The sequence below is a fragment of the Petrimonas sp. genome (assembly GCF_963921705.1).
Taxonomy (GTDB): Bacteria; Bacteroidota; Bacteroidia; order Bacteroidales; family Dysgonomonadaceae; genus Petrimonas; species Petrimonas sulfuriphila.
The window spans coordinates 3,255,082-3,279,406 of the sequence record NZ_OY997410.1 but is presented as its reverse complement, the minus strand read 5'-3'; the positions used below and the strand labels follow the sequence as shown (position 1 = coordinate 3,279,406).

The following is a 24,325-nucleotide window of genomic DNA, read 5'->3' as shown; positions in this document are numbered from 1 at the left end:
AACTTAAGTTATGAAGAAGATTATTTTCACTGCATTAATATTCGCTTCAGGACTGATTCAGGTAAATGCCCAGTCTGTTTTTACTGCTGTTCCGGTGGTAAACGGGAAAGTGGTGTTTCAACAGTTTATTCATATTGATCGGGAACTTGCTGCTGATCAGCGATATGCATTGCTCTACAAGTGGGGGAAGGATAATTACGCCGGCAACCCTTTGTTATCGGGTATACGCTTTGACGATAAGGCAAGAAGCATAACCGTAGGTTCTAAAATAGAACTGTTGTTGCCGCAGAACAGCAACGGAGTGCGGGAAAAAGTGGTCATGAATTACCGGTTTGATGCTACCATAACCAATGCGGGCTGTATGTTGGTTGTGAGGGATGTTACTTATCAGAACAGCCAGTCTCCCAATTCCTCGTTCTTCCCTAAAACGTTTACCGCAGAAGAAACCATTACTTCCACTGCAATTTCTGCCGCATCAGGTCTAGACAAAGAATTTAAGACGAACACCCAAAAGAGTACGTTGTTTTACCTGAACGGGTTGTACAATGAGTTGAGTAAAATTTTTAATCTCAGTAAATAAAGACGGATCCCGATCTTCTTGAAAATTTATTTGCCGTTTTTTTGGTAAATACATTTTTTATGGTTAATTTTGCGCCCTGATTTGTCCGAAAACAGCTGAATATTTATAGAAATCAATAAAATACAACATAGCAATGTCTAAGATTTGTCAAATAACCGGAAAAAGAGCAATGGTTGGAAACAACGTTTCTCACTCCAACAGAAGAACAAAACGTAAATTTAACGTTAATTTGTTCAAAAAGAAATTCTATTGGGTGGAAGAAGATTGCTGGATCAGCCTGAATATTTCTGCTTCAGGTTTACGCACCGTTAATAAAATAGGATTGGATGCCGCTTTAAAGCAAGCTGCTGAAAAAGGGTATTTAAACGCTTAATTATCAGGAGGAAAGAGCAATGTCGAAAAAAGCAAAAGGAAACAGGGTTCAGGTAATTCTAGAATGTACCGAACATAAAGAAAGCGGAATGCCCGGGACTTCGAGATACATTACAACGAAGAACAGAAAAAACACAACCGAAAGATTGGAGTTGAAAAAATACAACCCCATCTTAAAGAAAATGACCGTTCATAAAGAAATTAAATAATTAAGGAGTAAACTATGGCAAAGAAAGCAGTCGCAGGATTCCGCGATAAAACTTCAACAACAGGACGCAGCCACACCAAGGTTATTAAAATGGTGAAGTCTGAAAAAACAGGAGCTTACAGTTTCAGAGAAGAGATGGTCCTTAACGATCGGGTACAAGATTTTTTTAAAAAATAAATCCGTTAAAAATATGTAAAAACTTCCCTGCAAGAACTTGTGGGGAAGTTTTTTATTGACTATTTTGTAGATTTGTACGATATTGCGGAAGCATCGCATAAGCCCTTGCATGGGAAATTGAAAAAGTAAAAATTACGCAACTATGGGATTGTTCGAAATATTTTCGAAGAAAAAGAAAGAGACGCTTGATCAGGGACTGGAAAAAACCAAGGAAAATATTTTCTCCAGATTAACCCGTGCCGTTGCTGGAAAATCGAGAGTAGACGATGATGTGCTCGATGAACTGGAAGAAATATTGGTAACTTCGGATGTAGGTGTTGATACGACATTAAAAATAATTGACCGGATAGAGGGACGTGTTGCCCGCGACAAATATGTGAGTACGGATGAACTTACAAAAATTCTCCGGGAGGAGATAGCCGAACTGCTCACTGAAAACAACTCGGGTGATACAGTTGAGTTTGCCGTCCCGGAAAATAAAAAGCCATACGTTATTATGGTAGTTGGGGTGAACGGAGTGGGGAAAACCACTACTATAGGGAAACTGGCGTATCAGTTTAAACAAAATGGGTTGTCCGTATATCTTGGCGCGGCCGATACTTTCCGCGCTGCGGCTGTGGAGCAGCTTGATATCTGGGGTAAACGTGTGGGGGTTCCCGTGGTGAAGCAAAAGATGGGTGCCGATCCCGCGTCGGTGGCTTTTGATACGTTGAGTTCGGCAAAAGCAAATGATGCCGATGTGGTAATCATTGATACTGCAGGGCGTTTGCACAACAAGATTAACCTGATGAACGAGCTTACCAAAATTAAAAACGTGATGAGTAAAGTAGTTCCGGGCACTCCGGACGAAGTCCTTCTGGTATTGGACGGTTCCACCGGGCAAAACGCGTTTGAACAGGCTAAACAATTTACCGCTGCCACCGAAGTCTCGGCTCTGGCTATCACTAAACTAGATGGAACAGCAAAAGGTGGAGTCGTTATTGGTATCTCGGATCAATTTAAAATTCCGGTAAAATATATAGGGCTGGGTGAAGGGATGGAAGACCTGCAAGTTTTCCGAAGGAAAGAATTTGTGGATTCGTTGTTTGGAGAATGAAGAACAGAATAGACGTCATAACCCTGGGTTGTTCTAAAAACCTGGTAGATTCCGAATTACTAATGCGACAACTTGTTGCTAACGGTTACACGGTGGAGCATGATCCTGCAGATCCCAAAGGTGACATAGCTGTGATAAATACGTGCGGTTTCATTGGCGATGCCAAGGAGGAATCCGTCAATATGATCCTGGAATTTGCGGAAGCCAAAAAGACAAACAGGCTGAAAAAACTTTTCGTAATGGGATGTTTATCGGAGCGGTACATGAATGAACTGCAGAACGAAATTCCCGAAGTAGACAAATTTTACGGCAAATTCGCCTGGAAAAACCTGATTTCTGACTTAGGTAAATCGTACTATAAAGACCTTGAGTTCGACCGTTCCCTGTCAACTCCGCCGCATTACGCTTATGTGAAAATATCCGAAGGATGCGACCGCACCTGTTCCTATTGCTCCATCCCCATCATGACGGGTAAGTACAAATCACGGCCACTGGAAGAGATTGAAGAAGAAGTTCGACGTTTGGTTTCGCAAGGCGTACGGGAGTTTCAGCTTATCGCGCAAGACCTTACCTATTATGGACTGGACAGGTATAAACAGATGAGGTTGCCCGAACTGGTTGAACGGGTTGCGGACATCAAAGGTGCCGATTGGATTCGTCTTCATTACGCTTATCCGGCACATTTCCCTATCGAATTACTCCGCGTGGTACGCGAGCGAGAAAACGTTTGTAACTATCTCGACATTGCCTTGCAGCACATCAGCGACAATATGCTGGGGAGAATGAGACGAAACATTACGAAGCAACAAACGATTGATCTGATTGCCCGTTTTCGGGAGGAAGTTCCCGGAATTCACCTGCGCACAACGATGATGGTAGGACATCCGGGTGAGACTGAACAGGATTTTGAAGAACTTCTTGAATTTGTAAGAGAGACCCGTTTCGAGCGTTTAGGAGCTTTCCCTTACTCGCACGAAGAGGATACCTATTGCGATAATAATTATACGGACGACGTGCCTCCCGGTCTAAAACAGGAAAGGATGAATGTGTTGATGGACGTGCAGGAATCTATTGCTGTAACCATTAACGAATCGAAAGTGGGGAAAACCCTGAAGGTAATTATCGACCGGGAAGATCCCGATTATTACGTGGGTCGTACCGAGTTCGATTCTCCTGAAGTTGATGGGGAAGTGTTGATTGAAAAACAATCTCCATTGAGAACGGGTGAATTTTATGAGGTGAAGATTACATCGGCTATGCCGTTTGATTTAATAGGAAATGTTTCATTATGACACACAAGGAACTTATTTCAGAGATGGCGCAACGGCTGGGTCTTTCTCAATCGAAGGTGTCTGATTTGCTGGATGCGACGGTATGTGAACTAAATGAAAAACTTTCGGAGAATACACAAATTTTCATTCCGCATTTTGGAGTTTTCGAAACCAGAAAGAGATCTGAGCGTATCTCCGTGAATCCTCAGACCCAACAGCGGTACCTGGTTCCTCCATCTATTGTGGCCACATTTAAACCGGCATCAGGCATTAAAGAGCAACTGAAAACCATGGAAGAAGATGGAAAATAGAATTACCCTTGCCAACCTGGCAGATTTGCTGGCTAAGCGAACCAATGTTTCCGGTACAGAGTCAGAGGCATTTTTAAAATCGTTGTTCGAACTCATCTCGGAAACTCTTTCCGGAGACGAAGTGGTTAAAATCAAAGATTTCGGAACATTTAAGCTCGTTCCGATTCAAGCCCGTGAAAGCGTTGATGTGAATTCCGGCGAAAAGATAGAAATCCCCGCACATAACCGGTTGAGTTTTTTCCCGGCAACAGCATTAAAAGAGCTTGTAAACAAACCGTTTTCTCATTTTGAGTCTATTCTGTTGAATGAAGGTATCGCATTCGAAGGAGTGGAAGAGGTGATTGAAGAGGAAGAGGGAAAGACGGAGTTGACCGAAGAAAAGCCGATAGTAAAAAGGGAAGCTTATCAGGAAGTTTTTCGCTCGGATAGAATGGCTTCCGCCAATGTCCAAAAACGTTCTAAAATTCCTCCTGTCTGGATACCCATTTTGGGAGGCGTTGCCATTGCGTTGGCAAGTCTTTTTTTTTTCATTCAGCGGCAAGCCGGGACACAGCCGGCAACAATAACTGAAAACCCTTCGGTAAAAGACAGTTTGCATCCTTTCAAGGCTCCTGTTGCTGAAAAAACTCAGGAGCTCCCGGAAAGGTTGGAAAAAGTGGTGGTGCAAAAGGGTAAAACCCTCAGACTGATTGCCGAAGAGAAGTTCGGGAACCGGGAGTTTTGGGTGTATATCTACCTGAAAAACAAAGATAAAATAGAAAATCCCAACGTTGTTACCGTTGGGACTGAACTGATTATTCCTGATTCTTCTGAATATGACATTGATGCCTCGAACACACAATCTGTAGCCAAAGCCAAAGTGCTAGGCGACGATTTTTTATAACCTGCTCTTCAATAATTCCGGTATTTGACTTGGTTCTTTGGCTACCGGAACTCCCACGGCTTCGAAAGCAGCAATTTTTTCAGCGGCACTACCCGAACCGCTGGAGATGATTGCTCCTGCGTGTCCCATCTGTTTTCCGGGAGGAGCCTGTTGTCCTGCAATGAACGCGGCTACCGGTTTTGTAACGTGCTTTTTGATGTATTCAGCAGCGCGTTCTTCAGCATCGCCCCCAATTTCGCCGATAAGGGCTATAGAGTCGGTTTCAGGATCGTTTTGAAACATTTCCAACAGTTCCTGATAATAGAGCCCCACAATGGGATCTCCGCCTACACCTACGGCAGTGGATTGTCCCAGCCCTTTGGAGGTGAGGTTGTAAACGACTTCGTAAGTGAGTGTTCCACTCCGGCTGATTACTCCGGTTGCCCCCCGTTTGAAAATCATGGTAGGCATTATGCCCACTGAACTTTTATCGGGAGATATTAAACCCGGACAATTGGGACCGATTAGTTTGGCACCCTTTAGGTTGATGTAGCGGTAAGCTTCAACTACATCGAGGGTAGGGACACCTTCGGTAATACAGATAATAAGTTTTACTCCTGCATCGGCAGCCTCCAACATGGCATCTTTGGCAAACGGAGCCGGAACGAAGATTACCGATGTGTTGGCTTCTGTCTCTTTTACAGCTTCACGAACGGTATTAAAAACAGGGATTCCTTCCACATTTTCTCCGCCCTTTCCGGGCGATGTCCCTCCAACAATATTGGTGCCGTATGCTTTCATCTTTGCAGTGTGAAATCCTCCGTCGCGTCCGGTAATTCCCTGAACGATTAATCGTGTATTTTTATCGATTAGAATACTCATATTTTTTAGACGTTAAAAGTTTAAAGCTGAACTTAATTTGCCAACTCAACGGCTTTTTTCCCTGCTTCACCCATGGTTTCCGCCAAGTGGAATTCGGTGCCTTCCAATAAGGCGCGGCCTTCTTTTTCATTGGTTCCGGTTAAACGGATAACAATAGGAATATCGGTTTTTATCTGGCTGAAGGCTTCCAGTAATCCTCTGGCTACATCGTCGCAACGGGTAATCCCTCCAAAGATGTTGATCAGTACCACCTTTACATTCTTGTCACTTAGTAAAAGCTTCATGGCTTCAATGACTTTTGTAGGATTTGAGCTTCCACCGATATCCAGGAAGTTAGCTGGTTCTCCGCCATACAGTTTTATCATGTCCATCGTCGCCATGGCCAGTCCGGCACCGTTAACCATACAACCTATTTCACCGCCTAAATGCACATAGCTGAAACCTTTGCTTTTAGCGTTTTGCTCCTTCTTTTCTTCTTCTGTCGGTTCAAAAAGAGCCGCAATTTTAGGATGACGGTAAAGGGCATTGTCGTCGAAAGTCATTTTTGCGTCGATGGCTTTAATCAGGCCTTCTTCGGTGAGCACCAAAGGGTTGATCTCTGCCAGCGATGCGTCGGTATCCACGAACAACCTGTATAGCTTTTGGAAAATTGTTGCTGCTTCACGGACTAGCTTGATATCGTCAAACAGTTTGAAAGCAGCTTCTCGTGCCAAGTAGTCTGGTATACCGATAAGCGGGTCGATAACTATTTTATGGATTTTTTCGGGAGTGTTACGTGCCACTTCTTCAATATCCATTCCCCCTTCGCGACTCAACATCAGGATAGTAGATTTAGATTTCCTGTCGATGACATAGCTTGCATAATATTCCGAAGCAATATTCACCGCTTTACCGATAAGCACCCTGTCAACGATAAAGCCTTTAATATCCATCCACAAGATGTTGGCTACATGTTGGCGGAGTTCTATTTCATTTTTGGCGAGTTTCACCCCTCCAGCTTTCCCCCTACCTCCGGTATGGACCTGCGCTTTTACAACCACTAACGGAGTATCCAGTTCCTGGTATGCGCGCACTGCGTCATCAACGTTACGACAGATATATGCTTTGTCTACCGGCAATCCGTAAGATGCTAATAATTCTCTTGCCTGATACTCATGAATTTTCATGGGCTTTTATTTTATACTAATATTTAATGAATGATTGATTTTTGATGTAGCTGTATGATTTTTCTGACAATATGTGGCACTTTAATTATGTTGTTTAACATGAGAGAGCGGTAAAATGTTTGCTCAAATAGAGAAAAATAATTTCCGTACCCGGCAAAAAGTGTAAAAAAATAGAATAACAAAATGTTTATCAGTATATTATTGTATTGTTGGAAAGCTTTTTTGAATTTCATTAGATTCAATTTTTTCTGATAGAACTTTGATACAGAAGTACTGTGATAGCTCGCGTGAGATAATCACTTTTTTTAGGTATTCTGTTTATCGAAATATCCCTGATTTATGGGATTGTGCGAAGCGTGATTTTGCTCTTCCTTTGTGCTCTGAAAAATCAAGAAGAAAAAAGATGAATAAAAAAATAATATACTCAATAATTGCCGGAATGCTGATAAGCACGATGGTTGTTTTTTCCCAACGCGGTCACCATGTGTTGACGGGGAAAATAACGGATGAAAACAACAATGAGTTAGTGGGGGCAACCGTTTATATTGAAGAATTGGGCGTCGGAGACGATACTAACGCGTCGGGGGATTACCGTATCGAGCATATTTCCGGCGGACGACACCGGATTATGGTGAGTTATATGGGTTATAAACCGCTTACGAAAGAAATAGATTTTAAACGGGGAGAGCAAACCCGAAGAGAAAATTTCAATCTGAAACCCGATGAACGGATGTTGGTGGAAGTGGAAGTGTTTGGGGGGCGGCGCGAACGTCCCGAAAAAATGGAAGCGCTCACGCGTATACCGCTTAGGTTGGACGAGCAGGTGCAAAGTGTATCTGTGATATCGCAAAAAATGATTGCCGAACAAGGCGCGATGACGCTCAACGATGCTGTGCGAAATGCACCCGGACTGGGGACTTTTGCCACTTACGGCAATACATCGGAAAGCATTACTTCGCGTGGTTATCGCGGGATCCCCGTGGTGAAAAACGGGGTGCGCATCCATTCCGATTTTCGTGGGCAGGGTTTTCTTTCGGACATGCAGGGGGTTGAAACCGTGCAGGTGTTGCGCGGTTCTGCCGCCATTGCGCAAGGCATCGGGAACGATATTGGTTCGGCAGGTGGGGTAGTGAACGTTGCTACCAAAACACCCCGTTTTGTCAATTCCGGGAACCTGGGCTTGCGTATCGGCAGTTGGGGACAGGTTCGCCCCACGTTTGATATCCAGCGTGTGTTGGATGTACACGGACATGCCGCTTTCCGCATCAACGGAGCGTATGAACGGGCGGATAATTACCGTGTACATGTCTCGAAAGACCGCTTTTACGTGAATCCGTCATTTGCGTGGAGACCCGACGAAAAAACCAACGTTGTGCTTGAAATGGATTACCTGCACGATTCGCGTACCCCGGACCAGGGAACCGTGAACCTGAGTGCCGACAGTGTGAACAATATCTACAAAATGCCGGCCGATAAGTTCCTGGGTTTTTCAAGCGACCGTCAGTTTACCAACACCCTGACATACATGGCGCACCTCACGCGCGAACTTGGAAACGGTTTCAGCGTGCGCGTGGCGTATGCCGGTGCCGACCTGAACTCGCGTTCCGTCCGGGGCCATGTTTCGGCATTGCGATCTGCGGGCACAACAGGTAAGTACAACCTGCGATCGAGAAATTACAGCGGCGGACAGCGAAGCGACAAGAACGGAGTCTTTCAGGCAGACCTCATTGGTAAAGATATTCAAACCGGCTCTGTGAAGCATACGTTTAACGTAGGGTTCGATTATCGCTGGTCGGATGTTTCCACTGTCAGCACCAATTCCGTTACCGTAGACACGATCGACGTGCTGCAAGCTATTCCCAATGTCATGCCCAATGTCGTGCTTAAGGATAGTGATCCGTCCACGTCGCAATCCTACTCCTACGGTTTACTGTTGCAGGAAGTAATGACGTTTAACCGTTACCTGAAAGTGTCGCTAGGATTACGATATAGCCAGGTGAACGGATTGAGCGACAACGTTGTCTCGTCTACTGGCGGTGATGTGTGGGATCCGCTGTTTGGCATCATCGTTACACCGTACGAAAATTTCAACCTTTTTGCATCGTATACGACAACTACATCGTTGCGTGGCGCCGCAAACCTTCTCGAGGACCGTGTTACGCCCGTCGGCCCCACGCGTGAAAAGCAGGTTGAAGTGGGCCTGAAAACGGAGTGGCTTGACAACCGCCTTCGTTTCAATGCGACCTATTTCCACATCCAGAACAACAACCTGACCTATTCGTTGCTTAACGATGCCGGACAGAACACAGGTTACTACATGAAAGCCGGAAATCTGAAGAGGGAAGGTGTGGAGCTGGAACTTACAGGGCGTTTGCTGAAAAACCTGGATGTCGTGGCGGGCTATTCCTACCTGGACGCCGCTTATCACGACAGCCCCTATTATCACGCAGGGTCTGCTCCGATGAACACCGCCAAGAATACTGCCAACGGATGGGTAAATTATAGTATTTTTGATGGCGTCTTATGCAATCTTTCCTTTGGCTTGGGCATGTATTACGTGGGCCAACGCCCGCTGGCCGAATATACCTATCGCGTTGTGCCTGGACACGCTGTGCAGGCAAACACGCGTCCATTTCTCGCAGATGCATATACTACCGTGAATGCGCAGGTAGGTTACCGGTTTAGAAATTACCGCATCCGGGTGTTTATGAACAATCTGTTCGATTCCACGGGCTACACAGCATATTATCGCGGTGGCTACCTCAATCCGACAGATCCTCGGAATGTTGCGGTGGCGCTGAATTATCAGTTTTAACAGCTAAGGTAGAAAAAAATGGAAACTCAAAAGAAAAAGCAGAACATTTATCACATCATGCGGGTATTACATCGCGATATCGGATTTCTAACCATCGGGTTGACCCTTGTTTATGCGCTTTCGGGAATTTTGCTTATTTATCGGAATACCGACTTGCTGAAGACGGAGAAAGTAGAGGAAAAGCAACTGGCAACGAATCTTTCGGGGAATGATTTGGGACAACAGCTCCGTATTCGGAATTTTAAAGTGGAAAGGGAAGAAGGGGAAACAATTTATTTCAAGGAAGGTTTTTACCATGCTGCTACCGGAAAATCAGTCGTAACGCGCAAAGTGTATATCTCTCCGTTTGACAAGTTGGTGGATTTGCACAAGATTACCGGAACGCATAGAGTGTCCGTGCTGTCTCTTGTTTACGGATTTATGCTTTGTTTCCTTGCGGTTTCCTCGTTGTTTATGTTTAAGTTCGGAAGCCGGAAAAGCCGGAGGGGAATAGCGATGATTGCATTAAGCATTGTTATTACGGTGGCGATTGTGGCGTTGGTGTGACGACTCAATGGCTTTGCAGGTCAACATCCTCGATTTGAATAATTTTTTTGGAGATAGCGTATATGGTTAATCCCGACTGGCTCCGTATGCCGGTTTTGGCTGTTATGTTTTTCCGGTGGGTAACTACCGTATGGATACTGATGTTGAGCGAGTCGGCAATTTCCTTGTTGGAGTAACCGTGAACCAATTGGGTAAGTACATCAAGTTCTCTTTCAGTCAGGTTATCATCGTTTGACGGGAATTTCAATTCACTGTTGGTTCCCGTTTTTTGTAACCTGGACAAAACCTGCTCCAATGTGTCGAAAATGGTAAAAGACGAATCGAGCAGTGCCAGTGAATGGTTATCGACAATGCCTAAGTGAATTCCAACGATGGAGAAATTGGGGTGATTTTTCCGGATCCTTCTTACGTCCTTCTCCCTGTTCACCAATAGTAGAGGGTTGATAATCAATAAATCTACCTTTTTTGAAGGGAGAATATTTTCCAAATCGTCCAGTGAATCCACTTTACAGATTACGCAGTCAATATCCGATTGAGAAAGTACCGCGTGTAATCCTTCGTAAATAATCTGCGAATGCACCATGATGGCGATATGTAACCGGTGTCTGTTCATGCTTTCTCCATATTGTATCCGAAAGGAATTAAAATGGTTTCCTCAATCAATGAGTGGATATAGAGGTCGTACTCCAATTCACACAAAGAGAAAAGCAGTTTACGGCGTAAGTTCAGGTCGTCGTTGATTACTACGTATTTCAACAATAAGTTTTTTATGTCTTTTATTTTCAGCTCTATATCGGTGTGGTGTTCGCTGTATTCCTGGGCCGAGTATGCATTGCTCTCCAGATTATCCCTGTTGCCCAGGAACTCGATAAAATACGGAAAAGCCACATTGTCCTCGTAGTCCAGGTGGTCGATAACCTCAGCAAAGTATTCGTTAAAAAACTGCTCCAGCAACTTTAATTCCTTTTCAGGATGGTTTTTCTGCAGCTGCATTATGTAGGCACTTATTTGCGGATATTTATCGTTGCGGTAATAGTCGTGACTGTTTTTCAAAAAGCGTACAATCTGCTTTACATCGTCAACGGAATCAATGGGATTTTCTTTGGGTTTGAAGCCGTTGTACAGGTTGGCAATCGATATAAACAGTTTCTCACTGATTCCTTTCTCTTTGCATAATTGGCTGATGGTGAAATCGCCTACCCGAAAATCGAAATTGAAATGCTGCATTACCAGCAAAAGCGAAGGGTTTTCCTCGATTAAGTCAAACAATTTCATCCCCGGTTTTATATATGTTCGGCAAACGTGATACATAGAAAGTAGTTTTGGATACAAAGATAACTGTTTTTGTTTAGATTGATTCTAATTAAAAATGATTAACGCATGAGAATTTTCACCACCCTTGATTTCAGGAGCTTTCTTGCTTTTTTTACAACCGAAACATTTTTCCTGTTTGCGGCTGTGTTGTCTTAATTTTTATGGCTATTTTTGTGTGTCGAAAGAAATAGGAACTATGCAAGACTTTAACACACTTCTGATCAATCGGAGAAGTTACCGGAAATATGCGGATGGACCCTTGTCGGGAGATGCTGTTCAATTTATTCTGGAAGCAGCGTTGCTTTCACCCACCTCCAAAAACAAACATTCCTGGGAGTTTGTGGTCGTGGAAGACCGGGAGATGCTTGCAAAACTTTCCAGGTGCAAGGCTCAGAGCGCTGCTTTTATTGCAGATGCGGCACTGGCGGTTGTGGTTCTTGGAAATCCGCTTGAAACCGATGCTTGGATTGAAGATGCCTCTATCGCTGCCATCAATATGCAGTTACAGGCCGAAGAACTGGGGATCGGCAGTTGCTGGGTACAGGTCAGGAACCGTGACTTTTCTGAAACAATCACTTCCGGAGAATACATTAACGGGATACTCGATGTCCCTATGCCGCTGGAAGTGCTCTGTGTCATTTCTTTCGGGAAAAAAGAAAAACCCCGTTCTCCCAACAATGGCGATCAGTTGTTGTGGGAAAAGGTGCATCTGGGAAAATATACGTTTTGACAGTGCACCGAATCTATAAATCTAAATGTCTAAAAATTTATAAATTTGCATGAGCGCAATTAATTACGATCTTACCAAAATTAAGTCGTTTATCTTCGATGTGGACGGAGTCTTGTCCTGTCAAACCGTAACGCTTGCCGAAGACGGCCAGCCGATGCGGTCAACCAACGTGCGGGACGGTTATGCCATTCATCACGCGATACGTTCTGGACTGGATGTAGCAGTGATAACCGGAGGACGTTCGGAAATTGTCCGTCGCCGTCTGGAGTCACTCGGTGTAAGGCACATCTACCTGAAATCGTACGATAAAACCGAACAGTTGAAGGAATATATGGATAAAACCGGCTTCGATCCGGAAGAGATCATCTATGTGGGCGACGACATTATCGATTATTTGGTCATGAAAAAAGTGGGTTTACCGGTGGCTCCTGCAGATGCTTGTCCTGAAATTAAGGATATTTCCATTTACGTTTCACCCGTCAAGGGTGGTGAAGGAGTTGCCCGTGATGTCATTGAACAAGTGATGAAAGTCCAGGGCAAATGGATGGTGAACGACGCGTTCTTTTGGTGAAAAATTAAATATTTACCCAAGTTATATTTCGAACTTTTTTATGTTGGTTCGGTTCTTGTTTCCAGTTTTTTGATAAAATTTATACTTTTTTGTCGCGAATAGATGAGGTTTAATTATAATCCGGCTCTTTACCAGGATAGTATTAAAATACTTAAAGGAAATATTTAACACAGAAAAGTTGAAAACATTTGAAACATCGACTAATTTTGCAAAAACCAACAAAAACCACAAATAAATAAAATGGCAAAAGTACAAGGTTATGTAGTTGTTAATACGCAACGTTGCAAGGGTTGCAATCTTTGCGTTGTGTCATGTCCTACGGACGTGTTGGAATTACAACCGCGGGAAGTGAATGATCGCGGCTATCATTACGTTTACATGAAAAACCCGGAAGAGTGCATCGGTTGCTTTAACTGCGGAACCGTTTGTCCCGAAGGATGTTTAACCGTTTATCGTAAACGATTGGATAAATAAGTGAACGTTTTGTTTTTTAAGTCTAATACTCAAGGAGATCAAAAAAACTGAATTTAAATTATGACAGAAGATGTAACATTAATGAAGGGAAACGAAGCTGTTGCTTATGCGGCAATCCGCTACGGTGTAGACGGATACTTCGGTTATCCCATTACCCCACAATCCGAAATTATAGAAACACTTATGGAGGCCGCTCCATGGAAAACTACAGGGATGGTTGTCCTACAAGCTGAAAGTGAAGTAGCGGCCATCAACATGGTATACGGTGGTGCCGCTTGCGGAAAATATTCCATGACCTCTTCCTCGAGTCCGGGAATCAGCCTTAAGCAGGAAGGAATTTCCTACCTTGCCGGCGCGGAGTTGCCCTGTCTTATCGTAAATGTACAGCGTGGCGGACCGGGATTAGGCACAATTCAACCTTCACAGTCTGATTATTTTCAAACCGTAAAGGGCGGGGGGCACGGTGACTACAGGCTAATCACGCTGGCTCCCAATTCCGTTCAGGAAATGGCAGACTTTGTATCGTTGGGTTTTGATCTGGCGTTCAAATACCGTAATCCGGCCATGATACTGACCGACGGTGTTATCGGGCAAATGATGGAGAAAGTGAAACTTCCGGAGTACCGGCGTCGCCGTACCGAACAGGAAATTCGCGAACAGTGTCCGTGGGCAACACTTGGAAAAACAAAAGACAGAGGCCCCAATATCATAACTTCACTGGAGTTGGATGCAGCTCTCATGGAAAAAAACAACGAGCGTTTTCAGGCAAAATATAGGGTAATTGAACAGGAAGAGGTTCGTTATCAGGAGACTGCATGCGAGGATGCCGACTATTTGCTGGTTGCCTTCGGTTCGGCAGCCCGTATCTGTCTTAAAACCATAGATATGGCTAGGAAGGAGGGCATAAAGATTGGGCTTCTCCGCCCCGTAACGTTGTGGCCTTTCCCAAGCAACATACTCCATACATATGCCGATAAGGTGAAAGGTATGCTGACTGTGGAACTCAATGCCGGACAAATGGTGGAAGATGTGCGATTGGCCGTAAACGGGAAAGTACCCGTTGAACATTACGGACGTCTGGGTGGAATCGTTCCTACTCCCGACGGAGTATTGGATGCATTAAAGGAAAAAATAGTAAAATAAAAAAACGTACAGCCGTGAGCCCAAAATTACAACAATTATTTTCGATGCTGTTTTTGCTTTTCTTCTTAGCAACAATAGTCGTTTATTTCGTTTCTGGCCAAAACATGAAACTTACGTGGATTACAGGGGCTTGCGCCGTTGTTTGTTATTTTTTATACAGATTTTCAAAAAGATAAAATTATGGATATAAACAGTATAGTTAGCCCCGAAAACTTGGTTTACGCCAAACCGGAAATTATGAACGACAACCATATGCACTATTGCCCCGGCTGTTCGCACGGTGTTGTTCACAAAACCATTGCCGAAGTTATTAAAGAACTCGACCTACAGGAAAAGACGATCGGAATTGCCCCGGTTGGATGTGCGGTTTTCGCATACAAATACCTGGATATCGACTGGCAGGAAGCCGCTCACGGACGTGCGCCCGCTTTAGCAACTGCAGCAAAACGGTTGAATCCCGACAAAATGGTGTTTACCTATCAGGGGGACGGCGACCTGGCAGCTATAGGTACTGCAGAAACCATCCACGCTGCCAACCGTGGGGAGAATATCGCTATTATTTTCATCAATAACGGAATATATGGGATGACTGGCGGACAAATGGCGCCGACAACACTCAGTAAGATGGTAACCTCCACCAGCCCGGACGGACGTGATGTGCAAACTATGGGTAGCCCACTTAAAATACTCAATTTGCTGGCATTGCTCGATGGTGTCTGTTTGGCCACCCGCGTAAGCGTTCATACCGCAGCAGCGGTCAAGAAAGCCAAGAGGATGATAAAGCTGGCTTTCGAAAATGCTATGGCCGGTAAGGGAACCTCCATCGTTGAGGTTGTATCAACCTGTAGCTCCGGATGGAAAATGACGCCTGCCGAAGCCAACGACTGGATGGCCGAGAATATGTTTCCGGTGTTTCCAATAGGAGATTTAAAGAATATTTAACTTGAAAAATATGTTGCAAGAAATTGTTATTTCGGGATTTGGCGGCCAGGGAGTTTTATCGATGGGTAAAATTCTTGCTTTTTCCGGTATTATGGAAGACAAAGAGGTGTCCTGGTTCCCGGCTTACGGGCCCGAACAACGTGGAGGAACGGCCAATGTTACCGTTATTATCAGTGATAAACCCATCAGTTCACCGGTCGTTAACCAGTACGACGTGGCCATCGTGTTGAATCAGCCTTCGCTGGATAAGTTTGAAGAAAAGATAAAGCCGGGCGGAGCACTTATATACGACGATTACGGAATTCGCCATAAAGCCAGGCGTAAGGATATCAACGTTTACCGGATTAAGGCTATGGACGAATCCATGAAAATGAACAACACAAAGGTGTTCAATATGATTGTATTGGGCGGATTACTTAAGATATCACCCATGGTTCAGTTGGCAAACGTTATGGAAGGGTTAAAGAAAACGTTGCCTGAACGTCATCATAAGCTTTTGCCAATGAATGAAGAAGCCATTATGAAAGGAATGGATATCATTGAGTTGGAGCAGGAAGCAGATTGCCTGTAATCCTGTAATATCGAAATCAGAAGCCGGTTTGATTATTTTTGTCAGGCCGGCTTTGTGTTTTTTTAGAAGTCTTTTTTTGTGCCTTTTTCTCCGTTGATTCCTGGGTGCGTTTTCGCCCTATGCCTCTTTGAGGTTTATCAGAATGTTTTCTGCCCTCTTTTCGCCGTTTTTCGGGATTGTATTCGGGAACGTCACCCAACTCCGGGGGAACGGGTATTTTGTAGATGTTTTTTTGTAGAAACTTCTCGATCCTTGAAAAACGAAGTTGTTCGTCGGGCGAGACAAACGTTATGGCCATTCCCGAATCTCCTGCGCGTGCCGTACGTCCGATGCGATGAACATAATCCTCTGCATCGTAGGGTACATCAAAGTTTATGATAAGTGATATGTCATCGATATCGATACCCCGTGAAACGATGTCGGTAGCAACCAGAATATCCACTCTTTCGTTGCGGAATTCGTGCATGACTGAATTGCGTTCTGTCTGTTCCAGATCAGAATGCATGGCGTCAGCAGACAGTCCCATTTTACGAAGCGTTTTGGCAATTTCCTTGACTTTTTGTTTCTTTCCTGAAAAAAGGATTACTTTGTTGGGCTTTTTGTCGGAGAACAACTGTTTAACGATCTCAATTTTCTGTGATTCATAGCAAATATAGGCTGTTTGCAAAATGGTTTCGGGCGGACGCGCCACAGCGATGGTAATCTCCTCGGGGTCGTGTAAAATAGTTTTTGCCAGTTGTTGGATCTTTGGGGGCATTGTTGCTGAAAACATGATCGTTTGGCGATCTTTCGGTAACAATTTTTCAATCTTCATAATGTCGTCGAAGAAACCCATATCGAGCATCCGGTCAGCTTCATCCAGAATAAAATACTTCACGCCTGAAAAGTCAATGTTATACAGGTTGATGTGCGACAGCAATCTGCCCGGCGTGGCAATCACCACATCGGCACCACTAAGCAGCCCTTTTTTCTGTACCTCCCAGGCATCCCCATCGTTGCCGCCGTAAACGGCTACCGATGAGAACGGTGTGAAGTACGAAAATCCTTCCATCTGCTGATCGATTTGTTGCGCCAACTCACGGGTAGGTGCCATGATAATGGCGTTTACCTTATGAAGTTCGTGCGGCTCGGTCTGCAGGTTGTTCAGCAACGGAAGCAGAAAGGCAGCTGTTTTACCTGTTCCCGTCTGTGCACAGGCGATAACATCTTTTTTCCGGAGAATAACGGGTATGGCTTGCTCCTGGACAGGTGTAGTTTCTTTGAAGTTCATTGCCTGTAACCCGTCTTGAAGGGCATCGCACAGTGGAAGTTCGGTAAATAACATTTCTAATTTCTAAAATTTCAGCAAAGATAGTGTTTATTTTCCTTTTTTATACGAGAGACCGCCGTTCTGTGAAATAAATTTTGATGTAACCTTTTTTGTTTTCGAAAATAATTATACCTTTGCACTCGCTTTTTGAACAAAAAGCAAGGAGAGATGGCAGAGTGGTCGATCGCGGCGGTCTTGAAAACCGTTGAAGTGAGAGCTTCCGGGGGTTCGAATCCCTCTCTCTCCGCAATATACATTGTAAATCAATGATTTGCGAAATTTACGCACAGTTTTACGCACACTATTGCGTTGACTGTGTGTTTTTTTGTAGCTATTCAAACAATTCTTTCCTTTTGCCGCACAAGAGATTTTTTATTCCTGTATGTACACAACAAACAATTGAAAATAAAATTTTATTTATACGGAATTTTATGTTTAAACACCCCGATAGTGAAATTATCCCTATCAGATTTATTTTCGTATTATTTGGGGAGGGTAATACAACCAGTTTCCACTAGTTCTTTGTATCAGCAGAAAGTAACTTGGCTGTATCCTAATTACTTGCATGCCTGAGAGACATCACCCAAATGACTTAGCCGGATCTTAACTATTTCTTCTGCTAATATAAGCTGTCCTAATTTTTTTTGATTAACTTTGTCTCTGTATTCATTTCTGACAGTTTTTAAGGGTGAAACTTATTTTGTTTGTGATATTACAAATTTAAGTATTTTGCCCTTAACTGTCAGATTAAATCGAAACTAATTCAAATAAGGTGAGGATAGTTAAACCATAGAGGAATAGTTGCCCTTGTGTAGTTTTTTTATCCTTCTTACACGATATCCTAAATCCATGAAAATCTCACAAAACTTATCTCTACCCATTGTTTGGGGCTTCAAGGTTTCGTACAACTTCTCAACTCCACAACCCGGATGCCCACCCCTGATAATATCTGCCTGAGATATCAACTCTTTTAATTCAGAGTCGAACAACTCTTGTCGCTTTCTGCTTTGATGCACCGATTGCTTACTTATATTCAACATATTATAAAGACTATTTAAACTATAATTCAACTTTTCTTTGTTGTCTTGGAACCACCAGAGCGTTGGATGTTTGAGTTTTTTTTTATGTCCATATCATAATGCTCTTTGGCCAAATCAATCATCTTTTCTAAATAGTCAATATTCATTTCTTTTGACCTACAGCTTGTTCCAACTCTTTTATACGAGCTTCCATTTGTCTGATCTTTTCAGCGTTACTATCTTTCATCTCTACTACTTGAGCACCTTTTTTGTTATACTTAGAATACTTATAAATCCACCTATAAATAAGTGAGGTCGAAATATCGTAAATTTTCTCCATTTCTGGAACAAAATATTAACCGGATTCATAATCACGAACAATTTTCAACTTGAAATCTTCCGAAAATCTTCGATGATGTCGCACGCGTTTACCTGTTTTCAACATAATGATCTTTGTTTGAAAACGGTCAACCTATATCAGCCAATTAGCACATACAAAACACACATAATCAATCTGATACCACAAACAAATGCACTAATTGTGCTAATTATTTAAACGTTAATGCGTGCTTTATGCTATTATTTGCGTGATAAGTGCAGATAATAATTATTGATATATCTCAAATTTGCAATAAAGAAATTTGAAAAATAAAATCAATAATTAAAAGCAAAAAGCTATGGCACTTTTCAACAAAATCAAACAAAAAGCATTCGGTGAATTTATTGATATTATCGAATGGACAGATGACACGAGCGATACCATGATTTGGCGTTTTCCACGTTACAATTCTGAAATCAAAAATGGAGCACAGCTCACGGTACGCGAAACGCAGGTGGCGGTGTTGGTAAACGAAGGACAATTTGCGGATGTGTTTCAGCCGGGACGCTATGAACTTACTACCAATAACATGCCCATTCTTACTACACTGAAAGGATGGAAATACGGTTTTAATTCGCCTTTCAAGGTGGATGTATATTTTGTAAACACCAAGCAGTTTTTGAATCAGCGTTGGGGAACGGCAAACCCTATTATGATGCGCGACCCTGAATTTGGTCCCATCCGCTTGCGTGCATTTGGTTCATACAACTTCCGTGTACAGGAAGATCCCATTCCATTTATAAAAAATGTGGCAGGCACAAGTGGCGAGTTCACCACAGAAGGCATAAGCGAGCAGCTTCGCAATTTTGTGATAACCAAGTTTACCGACTATTTGGGCGAATCTAAAATAGCCGCATTAGATTTGGCAGCCAATATGAATGAGTTTTCGCAAGAACTGACCATCGGTCTCAAGGATGACTTTGCTGAATATGGTATCGAGCTGACCCGTTTTTTGGTAGAGAATGTTTCGTTGCCAGAGGCTGTGGAAGAGGCATTAGACCGCCGCACAAGCATGGGCGTGATTGGCAATATGACCGCTTATACCCAGATGCAGTTTGCTGATTCACTGAAAGATTCGGCAAACAATCCATCAGGTGGTGGGAATCTCGCCGGTGATGCCATGGGTGCAGGTATTGGACTGGCTATGGCAGGACAAATGGCGGGGCAGATGATGAATCCACAAGCAGGACAGTTTCACGGAGGGCAACAGCCACCTCAACAGGCTGCACCTACTCCACCCCCAATGCCGCAACAAACGACGTATCACGTGGCAGTGGGCGGCGTGCAGCAAGGTCCGTTCCCTGTATCGCAACTTCAGCAAATGATTCAGCAAGGACAGCTTACCCGCGACACCTTGGTGTGGACAGCCGGAATGCCGGCATGGGCTGCGGCAAACTCGGTGCAGGAACTATCGCAACTATTTGGCGCGGTTCCACCGCCTTTATAATTAATTGAATGTCAGTGTTATGGCTTTTATGGGATCAGGCTGATTTCTGGTATTTGCCATAAAAGACAATGAGCCTGATAGAAATCTATTTGAGAAATAAAAAGTAACAAACTGATGTTTCGCAGTTAAAAATGAAGTTGATAATCAGAGGATAAGAGATAAAAAAAGCAGCATATTTTAGCTAATATATCATTGAAAATGATTATCTTAGCGATGGAAACCAAACCATTAAAATATGCTGCAGGACAAAGATATTAAAAAGATTCAAGAGTTGAAAGCGGACTTTACCCCCGGCAGGGTTTCCGCTGAAGATATTTTTAGCCGCTTCAAGGCGTTGAAGCTAAGCGAAGGTCTTTCTGAGTTCAAATGGTTCAAGACCCGGGGATATGATTTTAAAATGGTCCTGGCCCTGCTGGTCTCCATGGTGGTCAGTTCAGACAAGACGGTCAACTCCTATCTGAACAGCCCCACAGGTGAAGGTTCCACCATGGGCAAGGATGTGTTCTATCGCTTGAAGAACAGTTCCATCATATGCTGGCGGATGCTTATGTGGCATCTTGTGCATCGTTTTCTGACGGTGACGTCCAAAGATAGTGATGTAGATGATACCTCATCCCGTTACCTGATCTTCGATGACACCACCCTGTCTAAAACCGGGAAGCGTATAGAGAAGATCGGGAAGGTATGGGATCATGTAACCAACAGCTACGTGCTTGGATTCAAGCTGTTGGTGATGATGTACTGGGACGGTAAGTCCTCCATACCACTGGATTTCAGTCTTCACCGGGAAAAAGGGAAAAAGCAGGAACGCCCGTTTGGGATGACCAAAAAGCAGATCCGCAAGCAATACAGTTGCAAGCGTATCAAGGACTCGTACACCGCTAAACGTGTGGAAGAACTGGACACGAACAAGATTCAGATGGTCCTGCGGATGTTTTTCACGGCCATCTATCGCGGGCTTCGTGTTGATTACGTCCTGGTGGACAGCTGGTTTACTTGCGATGCGTTGATACAGGCTATCCGGAGTGTGAAGGACAAGGAAGTTCACCTGATCGGGATGTACAAGTTTGCAAAGACTAAGTTTGAGTATCAGGGTAAGAGCCTGACTCACGCCCAGATCAATAACATGCTGGGCAAACCCAGGCGCTGCCGTTCCCTGGGTTACCAGTACAAACAGGCCAGGGTGCTGTACCAAGGTGTTGAGATCTGCCTTTTCTTTAGTCGTCGGGGCAAAAATGACAAATGGAAGGTTTTGTTGACGACGGACACGAAACTGACGTTCAAGGGATTGATCGGGCATTACCAGGTAAGATGGGTTGTGGAGGTGTTCAATCGAGAATCGAAGCAATTGTTGAACCTGGGAAGATGTCAATCCAGTAACTTTGACGCCCAGGTAGCAGAAACGACCATCAGCATGATAGCCTATCTGTTATTGACACTGCGTTTCCGGTACGATAACTACGAGTCGAAAGGGGCACTTTATCGGTCAATGAACGCCGATGTGCTCAGGGAAACACTCGACAGACGGCTATGGGGGCTGTTCATCGAGTTAGTCTGCTCAGTATGCGAGGTATTGGAGATGGATGCCGATGATTTACTTGAAAAAATGTTGGCCAATCCAAAAGCAGAATCCATGATCATTGCACTGTGTTGTTCGGTGATGGTTAAGGACGATTGAGAAATTGTAAAATATAAAATGTTATAGTACAGAGATATAGATAATAATGCATTTCCCTTCTATTTCTTTGTCAATGGTTTGAGGGAAGTGCGAAACATGAGTTAATAATAAAAGTAATAACAATGAAGAAAAGAAAATGTAAGATTCTAACTCTGTTATTTGGATGTGTACTACTTGCTTCGTGTGTCAGCGACTTTGATGTTGACCGCTACTTGATTGAGAAAGAGAATTCGCTTATTGAATTAAAGAAAGAGGACGCAGCAATTCGTGCAGATCTTATGAAACAGATTATTGAAGTGCGTGCAGACATGGTACCAAAAATTGCTGAAGTTAAAGATCGGCTTTCAGCTAAAGTGGATGCTAATGGCGGTCTCGTTATTTCAGCCTTGATGGATTCGGTGGCAGCAACTGGTACACGTATTACTAATCGCGTAGCCAAAACGAAAGATTATGTGGATGAACAAATGACAACTACTAAAGGTGGTATTGAAACCGTCTTTGATAATCTGGGAACTAAGCGTCAAGCCCTTAACACACTATTGCAAGAAGCCATAGCACAAAGCAATGATGATCAGGCGGTGGAAATTAATAAGCGTCTTGATGCGATTGATAAGCTGGAAACAATGGCAAATACAGTAAAAACAAAAGTTGAGAAATTGGAAAGCAATTTGGAGTTATCCGAAGACTTGTCGCAGCAAATGAATGAATATGAAGAAAGAAGAAACAGCTTAAATACTGTTTTCAATAGTTTCAATACTAAAGTAACCAATTTGTTTGACTTATTGGAACAAGATGTTGATGAAAAAATAGAATCATTGAAGACTGAACAAATTTTAGAGCTAAAATCTAATTTAGGTGCTGCTGAAGATTTTATTGACGAAATACGGGATAAGTTTTCCGAGATAGATGGCTTGACTGATTATGCAGAAGACTGCTTGGCACAGATGAAAGATCTTGAGGATATGTATAACGATATGGTTGGACAAGCTGAGGGTGATTTGATCGATGCTGAAGATTATACAAATCAAATGGAGTATATTATTGATTTGGCTGATGATTTAGATAGTGATGTAGAAGTTTTTCTTGATATATTAGCTGAATTAGATGATTTGGTGGGCGATTATGAATCAGGAGATGATCCTTCTGGTATTTGGGATGATTTTGATTCAATACAAAGTAATATTCTTGATCTATTTCAAGAAACATATCACTTTGATAGTTTGGTATCGGAATTGGATGCTCAAGCAGACGCAGCCTATGTTGCTTTTAATGAAATATATACAAGTGATGCATGGAAATAATTAAAAAAATTATACAAATGAATAATATAGTAAACAAAGGTATAAAAACACTCATCCTTTTGTTGCTGGCATGCCTTATAGCATCGTGCAACTCAATGGATCACGACTTGGAGTTTAATCAGCTTAATGATGAGATTGCTCATCTTAAGAATGTAGATGATAGCATTAGCAAAGAAATTACTAATGAACTATTAAGCTTGGAAACTGAATTGAAAGCAGAAATAACCGAAGTAGAAGATTTTATTTCTGACAAGTTAGGTAAAAAAGTAAAAGAAATTGATGATAAAATAAAGGGTCAGGCAAATTCACTCAATAATGTAATTACTGACCATTCGAATCAAATTGGGCTACAGATTACAAATTGGGATAATGAGATAGGACAGCTTATTATTACAAGATCTGAAGCGTTAGAAACAGCACGTGGAGTAATGCAAAGAGCTAACGAAAAAGCTATTGCAGAAAATAACACTGCACTTCAAAGTAGAATACAACAAGGAGAACAGCATTTAAATTCTTTTGAGAATATATTACCCAACTTAGCCCAGTCTACAAGCAAACGTATAGATGTAGTGATAACGATGCAAGCGCGCTATAATACTCTGACTGATTCTCTGACAAGTTTGGAAACACAAAGAGATCTGTTGGAATCTCAAATTGCAGGGTTTAAATCTAAAATGGAAACTGCAATTTATGACAGACTGCAAGAGCATGCTACATCGAACGAATTGAATGACCTCTTTGAACAAGTTTCAGACATTTACTATGAAGCAGTTGACATTGTACAAGAAATGGAAAGTATTAATAACGATCTTGATGCTATAGAGAGTAATTTACCTGATGTGGATTCTTGGTTGAGTGATTTGGAACAATATTTTAATGAAATTGATGGTATTCTCGATTTTTTGAGTGAATTTGAGGGTCTGGATTTAGAGTCAATATTAGATAAATGCGAAGAAGTAGAAAACCTTGCTGACGAAATGAGTGGTCGTTTGGAGAATGCTGCCGATAAGGTGTTAGAAAGAGCAAATGTGATAAATGATCTTTTGGTTGATAATTTGGGTTCAATATCAGATCTGTTAGGCGAATTAGAAGGATATGTTAATGATTTAAATGATATAATTAGTGATGTTGATGCTTTAATCAGTGAGTTTTGATAAATAA

27 protein-coding genes and 1 tRNA gene are annotated in these 24,325 nt (G+C 42.9%); 21 read left to right on the top strand and 7 right to left on the bottom strand.

The window, feature by feature from the left end; genetic code table 11:
* Positions 1-10: 10 nt before the first annotated feature.
* The 8 genes from AACM02_RS13810 to AACM02_RS13775 all read left to right on the top strand — a co-directional run bounded on the left by AACM02_RS13810 (position 11) and on the right by AACM02_RS13775 (position 4,898).
* Positions 11-580, top strand: coding sequence for a DUF4468 domain-containing protein (locus tag AACM02_RS13810; RefSeq protein WP_332456653.1), 570 nt, complete (start codon positions 11-13; stop codon positions 578-580).
* A 133-nt stretch (positions 581-713) separates the two neighbouring features.
* Positions 714-953, top strand: coding sequence for a 50S ribosomal protein L28 (gene rpmB, locus AACM02_RS13805; RefSeq protein WP_332456652.1), 240 nt, complete (start codon positions 714-716; stop codon positions 951-953).
* Positions 954-972: 19 nt separating this feature from the next.
* The gene (gene rpmG / locus AACM02_RS13800) at positions 973-1,161 is read left to right on the top strand and encodes a 50S ribosomal protein L33 (protein WP_332456651.1); all 189 of its coding nucleotides are present in this window, start codon (positions 973-975) and stop codon (positions 1,159-1,161) included.
* Between the two features lie 14 nt (positions 1,162-1,175).
* Positions 1,176-1,337, top strand: a complete 162-nt coding sequence (locus AACM02_RS13795) for a DUF4295 domain-containing protein (protein WP_332456650.1) — start codon at positions 1,176-1,178, stop codon at positions 1,335-1,337.
* A 142-nt stretch (positions 1,338-1,479) separates the two neighbouring features.
* Positions 1,480-2,433 carry a signal recognition particle-docking protein FtsY gene (ftsY, locus tag AACM02_RS13790; protein ID WP_332456649.1) on the top strand — a complete coding sequence of 318 codons (954 nt, stop codon included), beginning with the start codon at positions 1,480-1,482 and terminating at the stop codon, positions 2,431-2,433.
* Positions 2,430-3,725, top strand: a complete 1,296-nt coding sequence (gene rimO, locus AACM02_RS13785; protein ID WP_339117289.1) for a 30S ribosomal protein S12 methylthiotransferase RimO — start codon at positions 2,430-2,432, stop codon at positions 3,723-3,725. Before ftsY ends, rimO begins: the two co-directional genes overlap by 4 nt.
* Positions 3,722-4,015 carry an HU family DNA-binding protein gene (locus AACM02_RS13780; protein WP_286855910.1) on the top strand — a complete coding sequence of 98 codons (294 nt, stop codon included), beginning with the start codon at positions 3,722-3,724 and terminating at the stop codon, positions 4,013-4,015. Before rimO ends, AACM02_RS13780 begins: the two co-directional genes overlap by 4 nt.
* Complete coding sequence (locus AACM02_RS13775; protein ID WP_339117288.1) at positions 4,005-4,898, top strand: HU family DNA-binding protein; 894 nt, start codon at positions 4,005-4,007, stop codon at positions 4,896-4,898. Before AACM02_RS13780 ends, AACM02_RS13775 begins: the two co-directional genes overlap by 11 nt.
* On the opposite strand, the gene sucD is transcribed toward AACM02_RS13775, so the two are convergent.
* Both sucD and sucC read right to left on the bottom strand, forming a co-directional pair.
* Complete coding sequence (gene sucD / locus AACM02_RS13770) at positions 4,893-5,759, bottom strand: succinate--CoA ligase subunit alpha (RefSeq protein ID WP_214063465.1); 867 nt, start codon at positions 5,757-5,759, stop codon at positions 4,893-4,895. The genes AACM02_RS13775 and sucD overlap by 6 nt on opposite strands.
* 32 nt (positions 5,760-5,791) lie before the next feature.
* Positions 5,792-6,925, bottom strand: coding sequence for an ADP-forming succinate--CoA ligase subunit beta (gene sucC, locus AACM02_RS13765; protein WP_332456646.1), 1,134 nt, complete (start codon positions 6,923-6,925; stop codon positions 5,792-5,794).
* Between the two features lie 403 nt (positions 6,926-7,328).
* On the opposite strand from sucC, the gene AACM02_RS13760 reads away from it, so the two are divergent.
* Both AACM02_RS13760 and AACM02_RS13755 read left to right on the top strand, forming a co-directional pair.
* Positions 7,329-9,740, top strand: a complete 2,412-nt coding sequence (locus AACM02_RS13760) for a TonB-dependent receptor (RefSeq protein WP_339117287.1) — start codon at positions 7,329-7,331, stop codon at positions 9,738-9,740.
* 18 nt (positions 9,741-9,758) lie between these two features.
* The gene (locus AACM02_RS13755) at positions 9,759-10,286 is read left to right on the top strand and encodes a hypothetical protein (protein ID WP_332456644.1); all 528 of its coding nucleotides are present in this window, start codon (positions 9,759-9,761) and stop codon (positions 10,284-10,286) included.
* A 4-nt stretch (positions 10,287-10,290) separates the two neighbouring features.
* Here AACM02_RS13755 and AACM02_RS13750 read toward each other — a convergent pair whose 3' ends face one another.
* Both AACM02_RS13750 and AACM02_RS13745 read right to left on the bottom strand, forming a co-directional pair.
* Positions 10,291-10,899 (bottom strand): response regulator transcription factor, encoded by a 609-nt coding sequence (locus AACM02_RS13750; RefSeq protein WP_286855914.1) that lies wholly within the window; start codon positions 10,897-10,899, stop codon positions 10,291-10,293.
* Positions 10,896-11,561, bottom strand: a complete 666-nt coding sequence (locus AACM02_RS13745) for a hypothetical protein (protein WP_214062116.1) — start codon at positions 11,559-11,561, stop codon at positions 10,896-10,898. Before AACM02_RS13745 ends, AACM02_RS13750 begins: the two co-directional genes overlap by 4 nt.
* A 235-nt stretch (positions 11,562-11,796) precedes the next feature.
* Between AACM02_RS13745 and AACM02_RS13740 the strand changes: the two genes are divergently transcribed.
* From AACM02_RS13740 to AACM02_RS13715, 6 genes are all read left to right on the top strand, one after another.
* Positions 11,797-12,330: a nitroreductase family protein gene (locus AACM02_RS13740; RefSeq protein WP_339117286.1), complete on the top strand. Its 534-nt coding sequence runs from the start codon at positions 11,797-11,799 to the stop codon at positions 12,328-12,330.
* Positions 12,331-12,379: 49 nt separating this feature from the next.
* The gene (locus AACM02_RS13735) at positions 12,380-12,901 is read left to right on the top strand and encodes an HAD family hydrolase (protein WP_332456642.1); all 522 of its coding nucleotides are present in this window, start codon (positions 12,380-12,382) and stop codon (positions 12,899-12,901) included.
* A gap of 240 nt (positions 12,902-13,141) precedes the next feature.
* Positions 13,142-13,375, top strand: coding sequence for a ferredoxin family protein (locus AACM02_RS13730; protein ID WP_214062545.1), 234 nt, complete (start codon positions 13,142-13,144; stop codon positions 13,373-13,375).
* A gap of 60 nt (positions 13,376-13,435) precedes the next feature.
* Positions 13,436-14,518 carry a 3-methyl-2-oxobutanoate dehydrogenase subunit VorB gene (locus AACM02_RS13725; RefSeq protein ID WP_339117285.1) on the top strand — a complete coding sequence of 361 codons (1,083 nt, stop codon included), beginning with the start codon at positions 13,436-13,438 and terminating at the stop codon, positions 14,516-14,518.
* Positions 14,519-14,698: 180 nt separating this feature from the next.
* A complete protein-coding gene (locus AACM02_RS13720; RefSeq protein WP_286855919.1) occupies positions 14,699-15,460 on the top strand; it encodes a thiamine pyrophosphate-dependent enzyme in 762 nt (253 codons plus the stop codon).
* A gap of 10 nt (positions 15,461-15,470) precedes the next feature.
* On the top strand, positions 15,471-16,031 hold the full coding sequence (locus AACM02_RS13715; RefSeq protein WP_332456640.1) for a 2-oxoacid:acceptor oxidoreductase family protein: 561 nt from the start codon (positions 15,471-15,473) through the stop codon (positions 16,029-16,031).
* 16 nt (positions 16,032-16,047) lie between these two features.
* On the opposite strand, the gene AACM02_RS13710 is transcribed toward AACM02_RS13715, so the two are convergent.
* Positions 16,048-17,355 (bottom strand): DEAD/DEAH box helicase, encoded by a 1,308-nt coding sequence (locus AACM02_RS13710; protein WP_339117284.1) that lies wholly within the window; start codon positions 17,353-17,355, stop codon positions 16,048-16,050.
* 147 nt (positions 17,356-17,502) lie between these two features.
* On the opposite strand from AACM02_RS13710, the gene AACM02_RS13705 reads away from it, so the two are divergent.
* A tRNA-Ser gene (locus AACM02_RS13705) sits at positions 17,503-17,587 on the top strand.
* A 535-nt stretch (positions 17,588-18,122) separates the two neighbouring features.
* Here the strand turns inward: AACM02_RS13705 and AACM02_RS13700 are convergent.
* Both AACM02_RS13700 and AACM02_RS13695 read right to left on the bottom strand, forming a co-directional pair.
* On the bottom strand, positions 18,123-18,380 hold the full coding sequence (locus tag AACM02_RS13700; RefSeq protein ID WP_179399146.1) for a hypothetical protein: 258 nt from the start codon (positions 18,378-18,380) through the stop codon (positions 18,123-18,125).
* A gap of 142 nt (positions 18,381-18,522) precedes the next feature.
* Positions 18,523-18,699: a hypothetical protein gene (locus tag AACM02_RS13695; RefSeq protein ID WP_339117283.1), complete on the bottom strand. Its 177-nt coding sequence runs from the start codon at positions 18,697-18,699 to the stop codon at positions 18,523-18,525.
* 337 nt (positions 18,700-19,036) lie between these two features.
* Here AACM02_RS13695 and AACM02_RS13690 point away from each other — a divergent pair, with 337 nt between their 5' ends.
* The 4 genes from AACM02_RS13690 (at position 19,037) to AACM02_RS13675 (ending at position 24,318) form a co-directional block, all read left to right on the top strand.
* Positions 19,037-20,185 (top strand): SPFH domain-containing protein, encoded by a 1,149-nt coding sequence (locus tag AACM02_RS13690; RefSeq protein WP_339117282.1) that lies wholly within the window; start codon positions 19,037-19,039, stop codon positions 20,183-20,185.
* Between the two features lie 235 nt (positions 20,186-20,420).
* Positions 20,421-21,863, top strand: a complete 1,443-nt coding sequence (locus AACM02_RS13685) for a transposase (protein ID WP_339115938.1) — start codon at positions 20,421-20,423, stop codon at positions 21,861-21,863.
* Positions 21,864-21,985: 122 nt separating this feature from the next.
* A complete protein-coding gene (locus AACM02_RS13680) occupies positions 21,986-23,164 on the top strand; it encodes a hypothetical protein (RefSeq protein ID WP_339117281.1) in 1,179 nt (392 codons plus the stop codon).
* On the top strand, positions 23,155-24,318 hold the full coding sequence (locus AACM02_RS13675) for a hypothetical protein (protein ID WP_339117280.1): 1,164 nt from the start codon (positions 23,155-23,157) through the stop codon (positions 24,316-24,318). Before AACM02_RS13680 ends, AACM02_RS13675 begins: the two co-directional genes overlap by 10 nt.
* Positions 24,319-24,325: the final 7 nt, after the last annotated feature.

Coding starts and splice junctions, on each gene's coding strand:
- AACM02_RS13735 (WP_332456642.1), top strand. CDS start 12,380: ATGAGCGCAATTAATTACGATCTTACCAAAATTAAGTCGTTTATCTTC.
- AACM02_RS13680 (WP_339117281.1), top strand. CDS start 21,986: ATGAAGAAAAGAAAATGTAAGATTCTAACTCTGTTATTTGGATGTGTA.
- AACM02_RS13795 (WP_332456650.1), top strand. CDS start 1,176: ATGGCAAAGAAAGCAGTCGCAGGATTCCGCGATAAAACTTCAACAACA.
- AACM02_RS13740 (WP_339117286.1), top strand. CDS start 11,797: ATGCAAGACTTTAACACACTTCTGATCAATCGGAGAAGTTACCGGAAA.
- AACM02_RS13695 (WP_339117283.1), bottom strand. CDS start 18,699: ATGGAGAAAATTTACGATATTTCGACCTCACTTATTTATAGGTGGATT.
- AACM02_RS13775 (WP_339117288.1), top strand. CDS start 4,005: ATGGAAAATAGAATTACCCTTGCCAACCTGGCAGATTTGCTGGCTAAG.
- ftsY (WP_332456649.1), top strand. CDS start 1,480: ATGGGATTGTTCGAAATATTTTCGAAGAAAAAGAAAGAGACGCTTGAT.
- rpmB (WP_332456652.1), top strand. CDS start 714: ATGTCTAAGATTTGTCAAATAACCGGAAAAAGAGCAATGGTTGGAAAC.
- rimO (WP_339117289.1), top strand. CDS start 2,430: ATGAAGAACAGAATAGACGTCATAACCCTGGGTTGTTCTAAAAACCTG.
- AACM02_RS13710 (WP_339117284.1), bottom strand. CDS start 17,355: ATGTTATTTACCGAACTTCCACTGTGCGATGCCCTTCAAGACGGGTTA.
- AACM02_RS13715 (WP_332456640.1), top strand. CDS start 15,471: ATGTTGCAAGAAATTGTTATTTCGGGATTTGGCGGCCAGGGAGTTTTA.
- rpmG (WP_332456651.1), top strand. CDS start 973: ATGTCGAAAAAAGCAAAAGGAAACAGGGTTCAGGTAATTCTAGAATGT.
- AACM02_RS13700 (WP_179399146.1), bottom strand. CDS start 18,380: ATGTTGAATATAAGTAAGCAATCGGTGCATCAAAGCAGAAAGCGACAA.
- AACM02_RS13780 (WP_286855910.1), top strand. CDS start 3,722: ATGACACACAAGGAACTTATTTCAGAGATGGCGCAACGGCTGGGTCTT.
- AACM02_RS13745 (WP_214062116.1), bottom strand. CDS start 11,561: ATGAAATTGTTTGACTTAATCGAGGAAAACCCTTCGCTTTTGCTGGTA.
- AACM02_RS13720 (WP_286855919.1), top strand. CDS start 14,699: ATGGATATAAACAGTATAGTTAGCCCCGAAAACTTGGTTTACGCCAAA.
- AACM02_RS13755 (WP_332456644.1), top strand. CDS start 9,759: ATGGAAACTCAAAAGAAAAAGCAGAACATTTATCACATCATGCGGGTA.
- AACM02_RS13810 (WP_332456653.1), top strand. CDS start 11: ATGAAGAAGATTATTTTCACTGCATTAATATTCGCTTCAGGACTGATT.
- sucC (WP_332456646.1), bottom strand. CDS start 6,925: ATGAAAATTCATGAGTATCAGGCAAGAGAATTATTAGCATCTTACGGA.
- AACM02_RS13675 (WP_339117280.1), top strand. CDS start 23,155: ATGGAAATAATTAAAAAAATTATACAAATGAATAATATAGTAAACAAA.
- sucD (WP_214063465.1), bottom strand. CDS start 5,759: ATGAGTATTCTAATCGATAAAAATACACGATTAATCGTTCAGGGAATT.
- AACM02_RS13730 (WP_214062545.1), top strand. CDS start 13,142: ATGGCAAAAGTACAAGGTTATGTAGTTGTTAATACGCAACGTTGCAAG.
- AACM02_RS13750 (WP_286855914.1), bottom strand. CDS start 10,899: ATGAACAGACACCGGTTACATATCGCCATCATGGTGCATTCGCAGATT.
- AACM02_RS13690 (WP_339117282.1), top strand. CDS start 19,037: ATGGCACTTTTCAACAAAATCAAACAAAAAGCATTCGGTGAATTTATT.
- AACM02_RS13760 (WP_339117287.1), top strand. CDS start 7,329: ATGAATAAAAAAATAATATACTCAATAATTGCCGGAATGCTGATAAGC.
- AACM02_RS13725 (WP_339117285.1), top strand. CDS start 13,436: ATGACAGAAGATGTAACATTAATGAAGGGAAACGAAGCTGTTGCTTAT.
- AACM02_RS13685 (WP_339115938.1), top strand. CDS start 20,421: ATGCTGCAGGACAAAGATATTAAAAAGATTCAAGAGTTGAAAGCGGAC.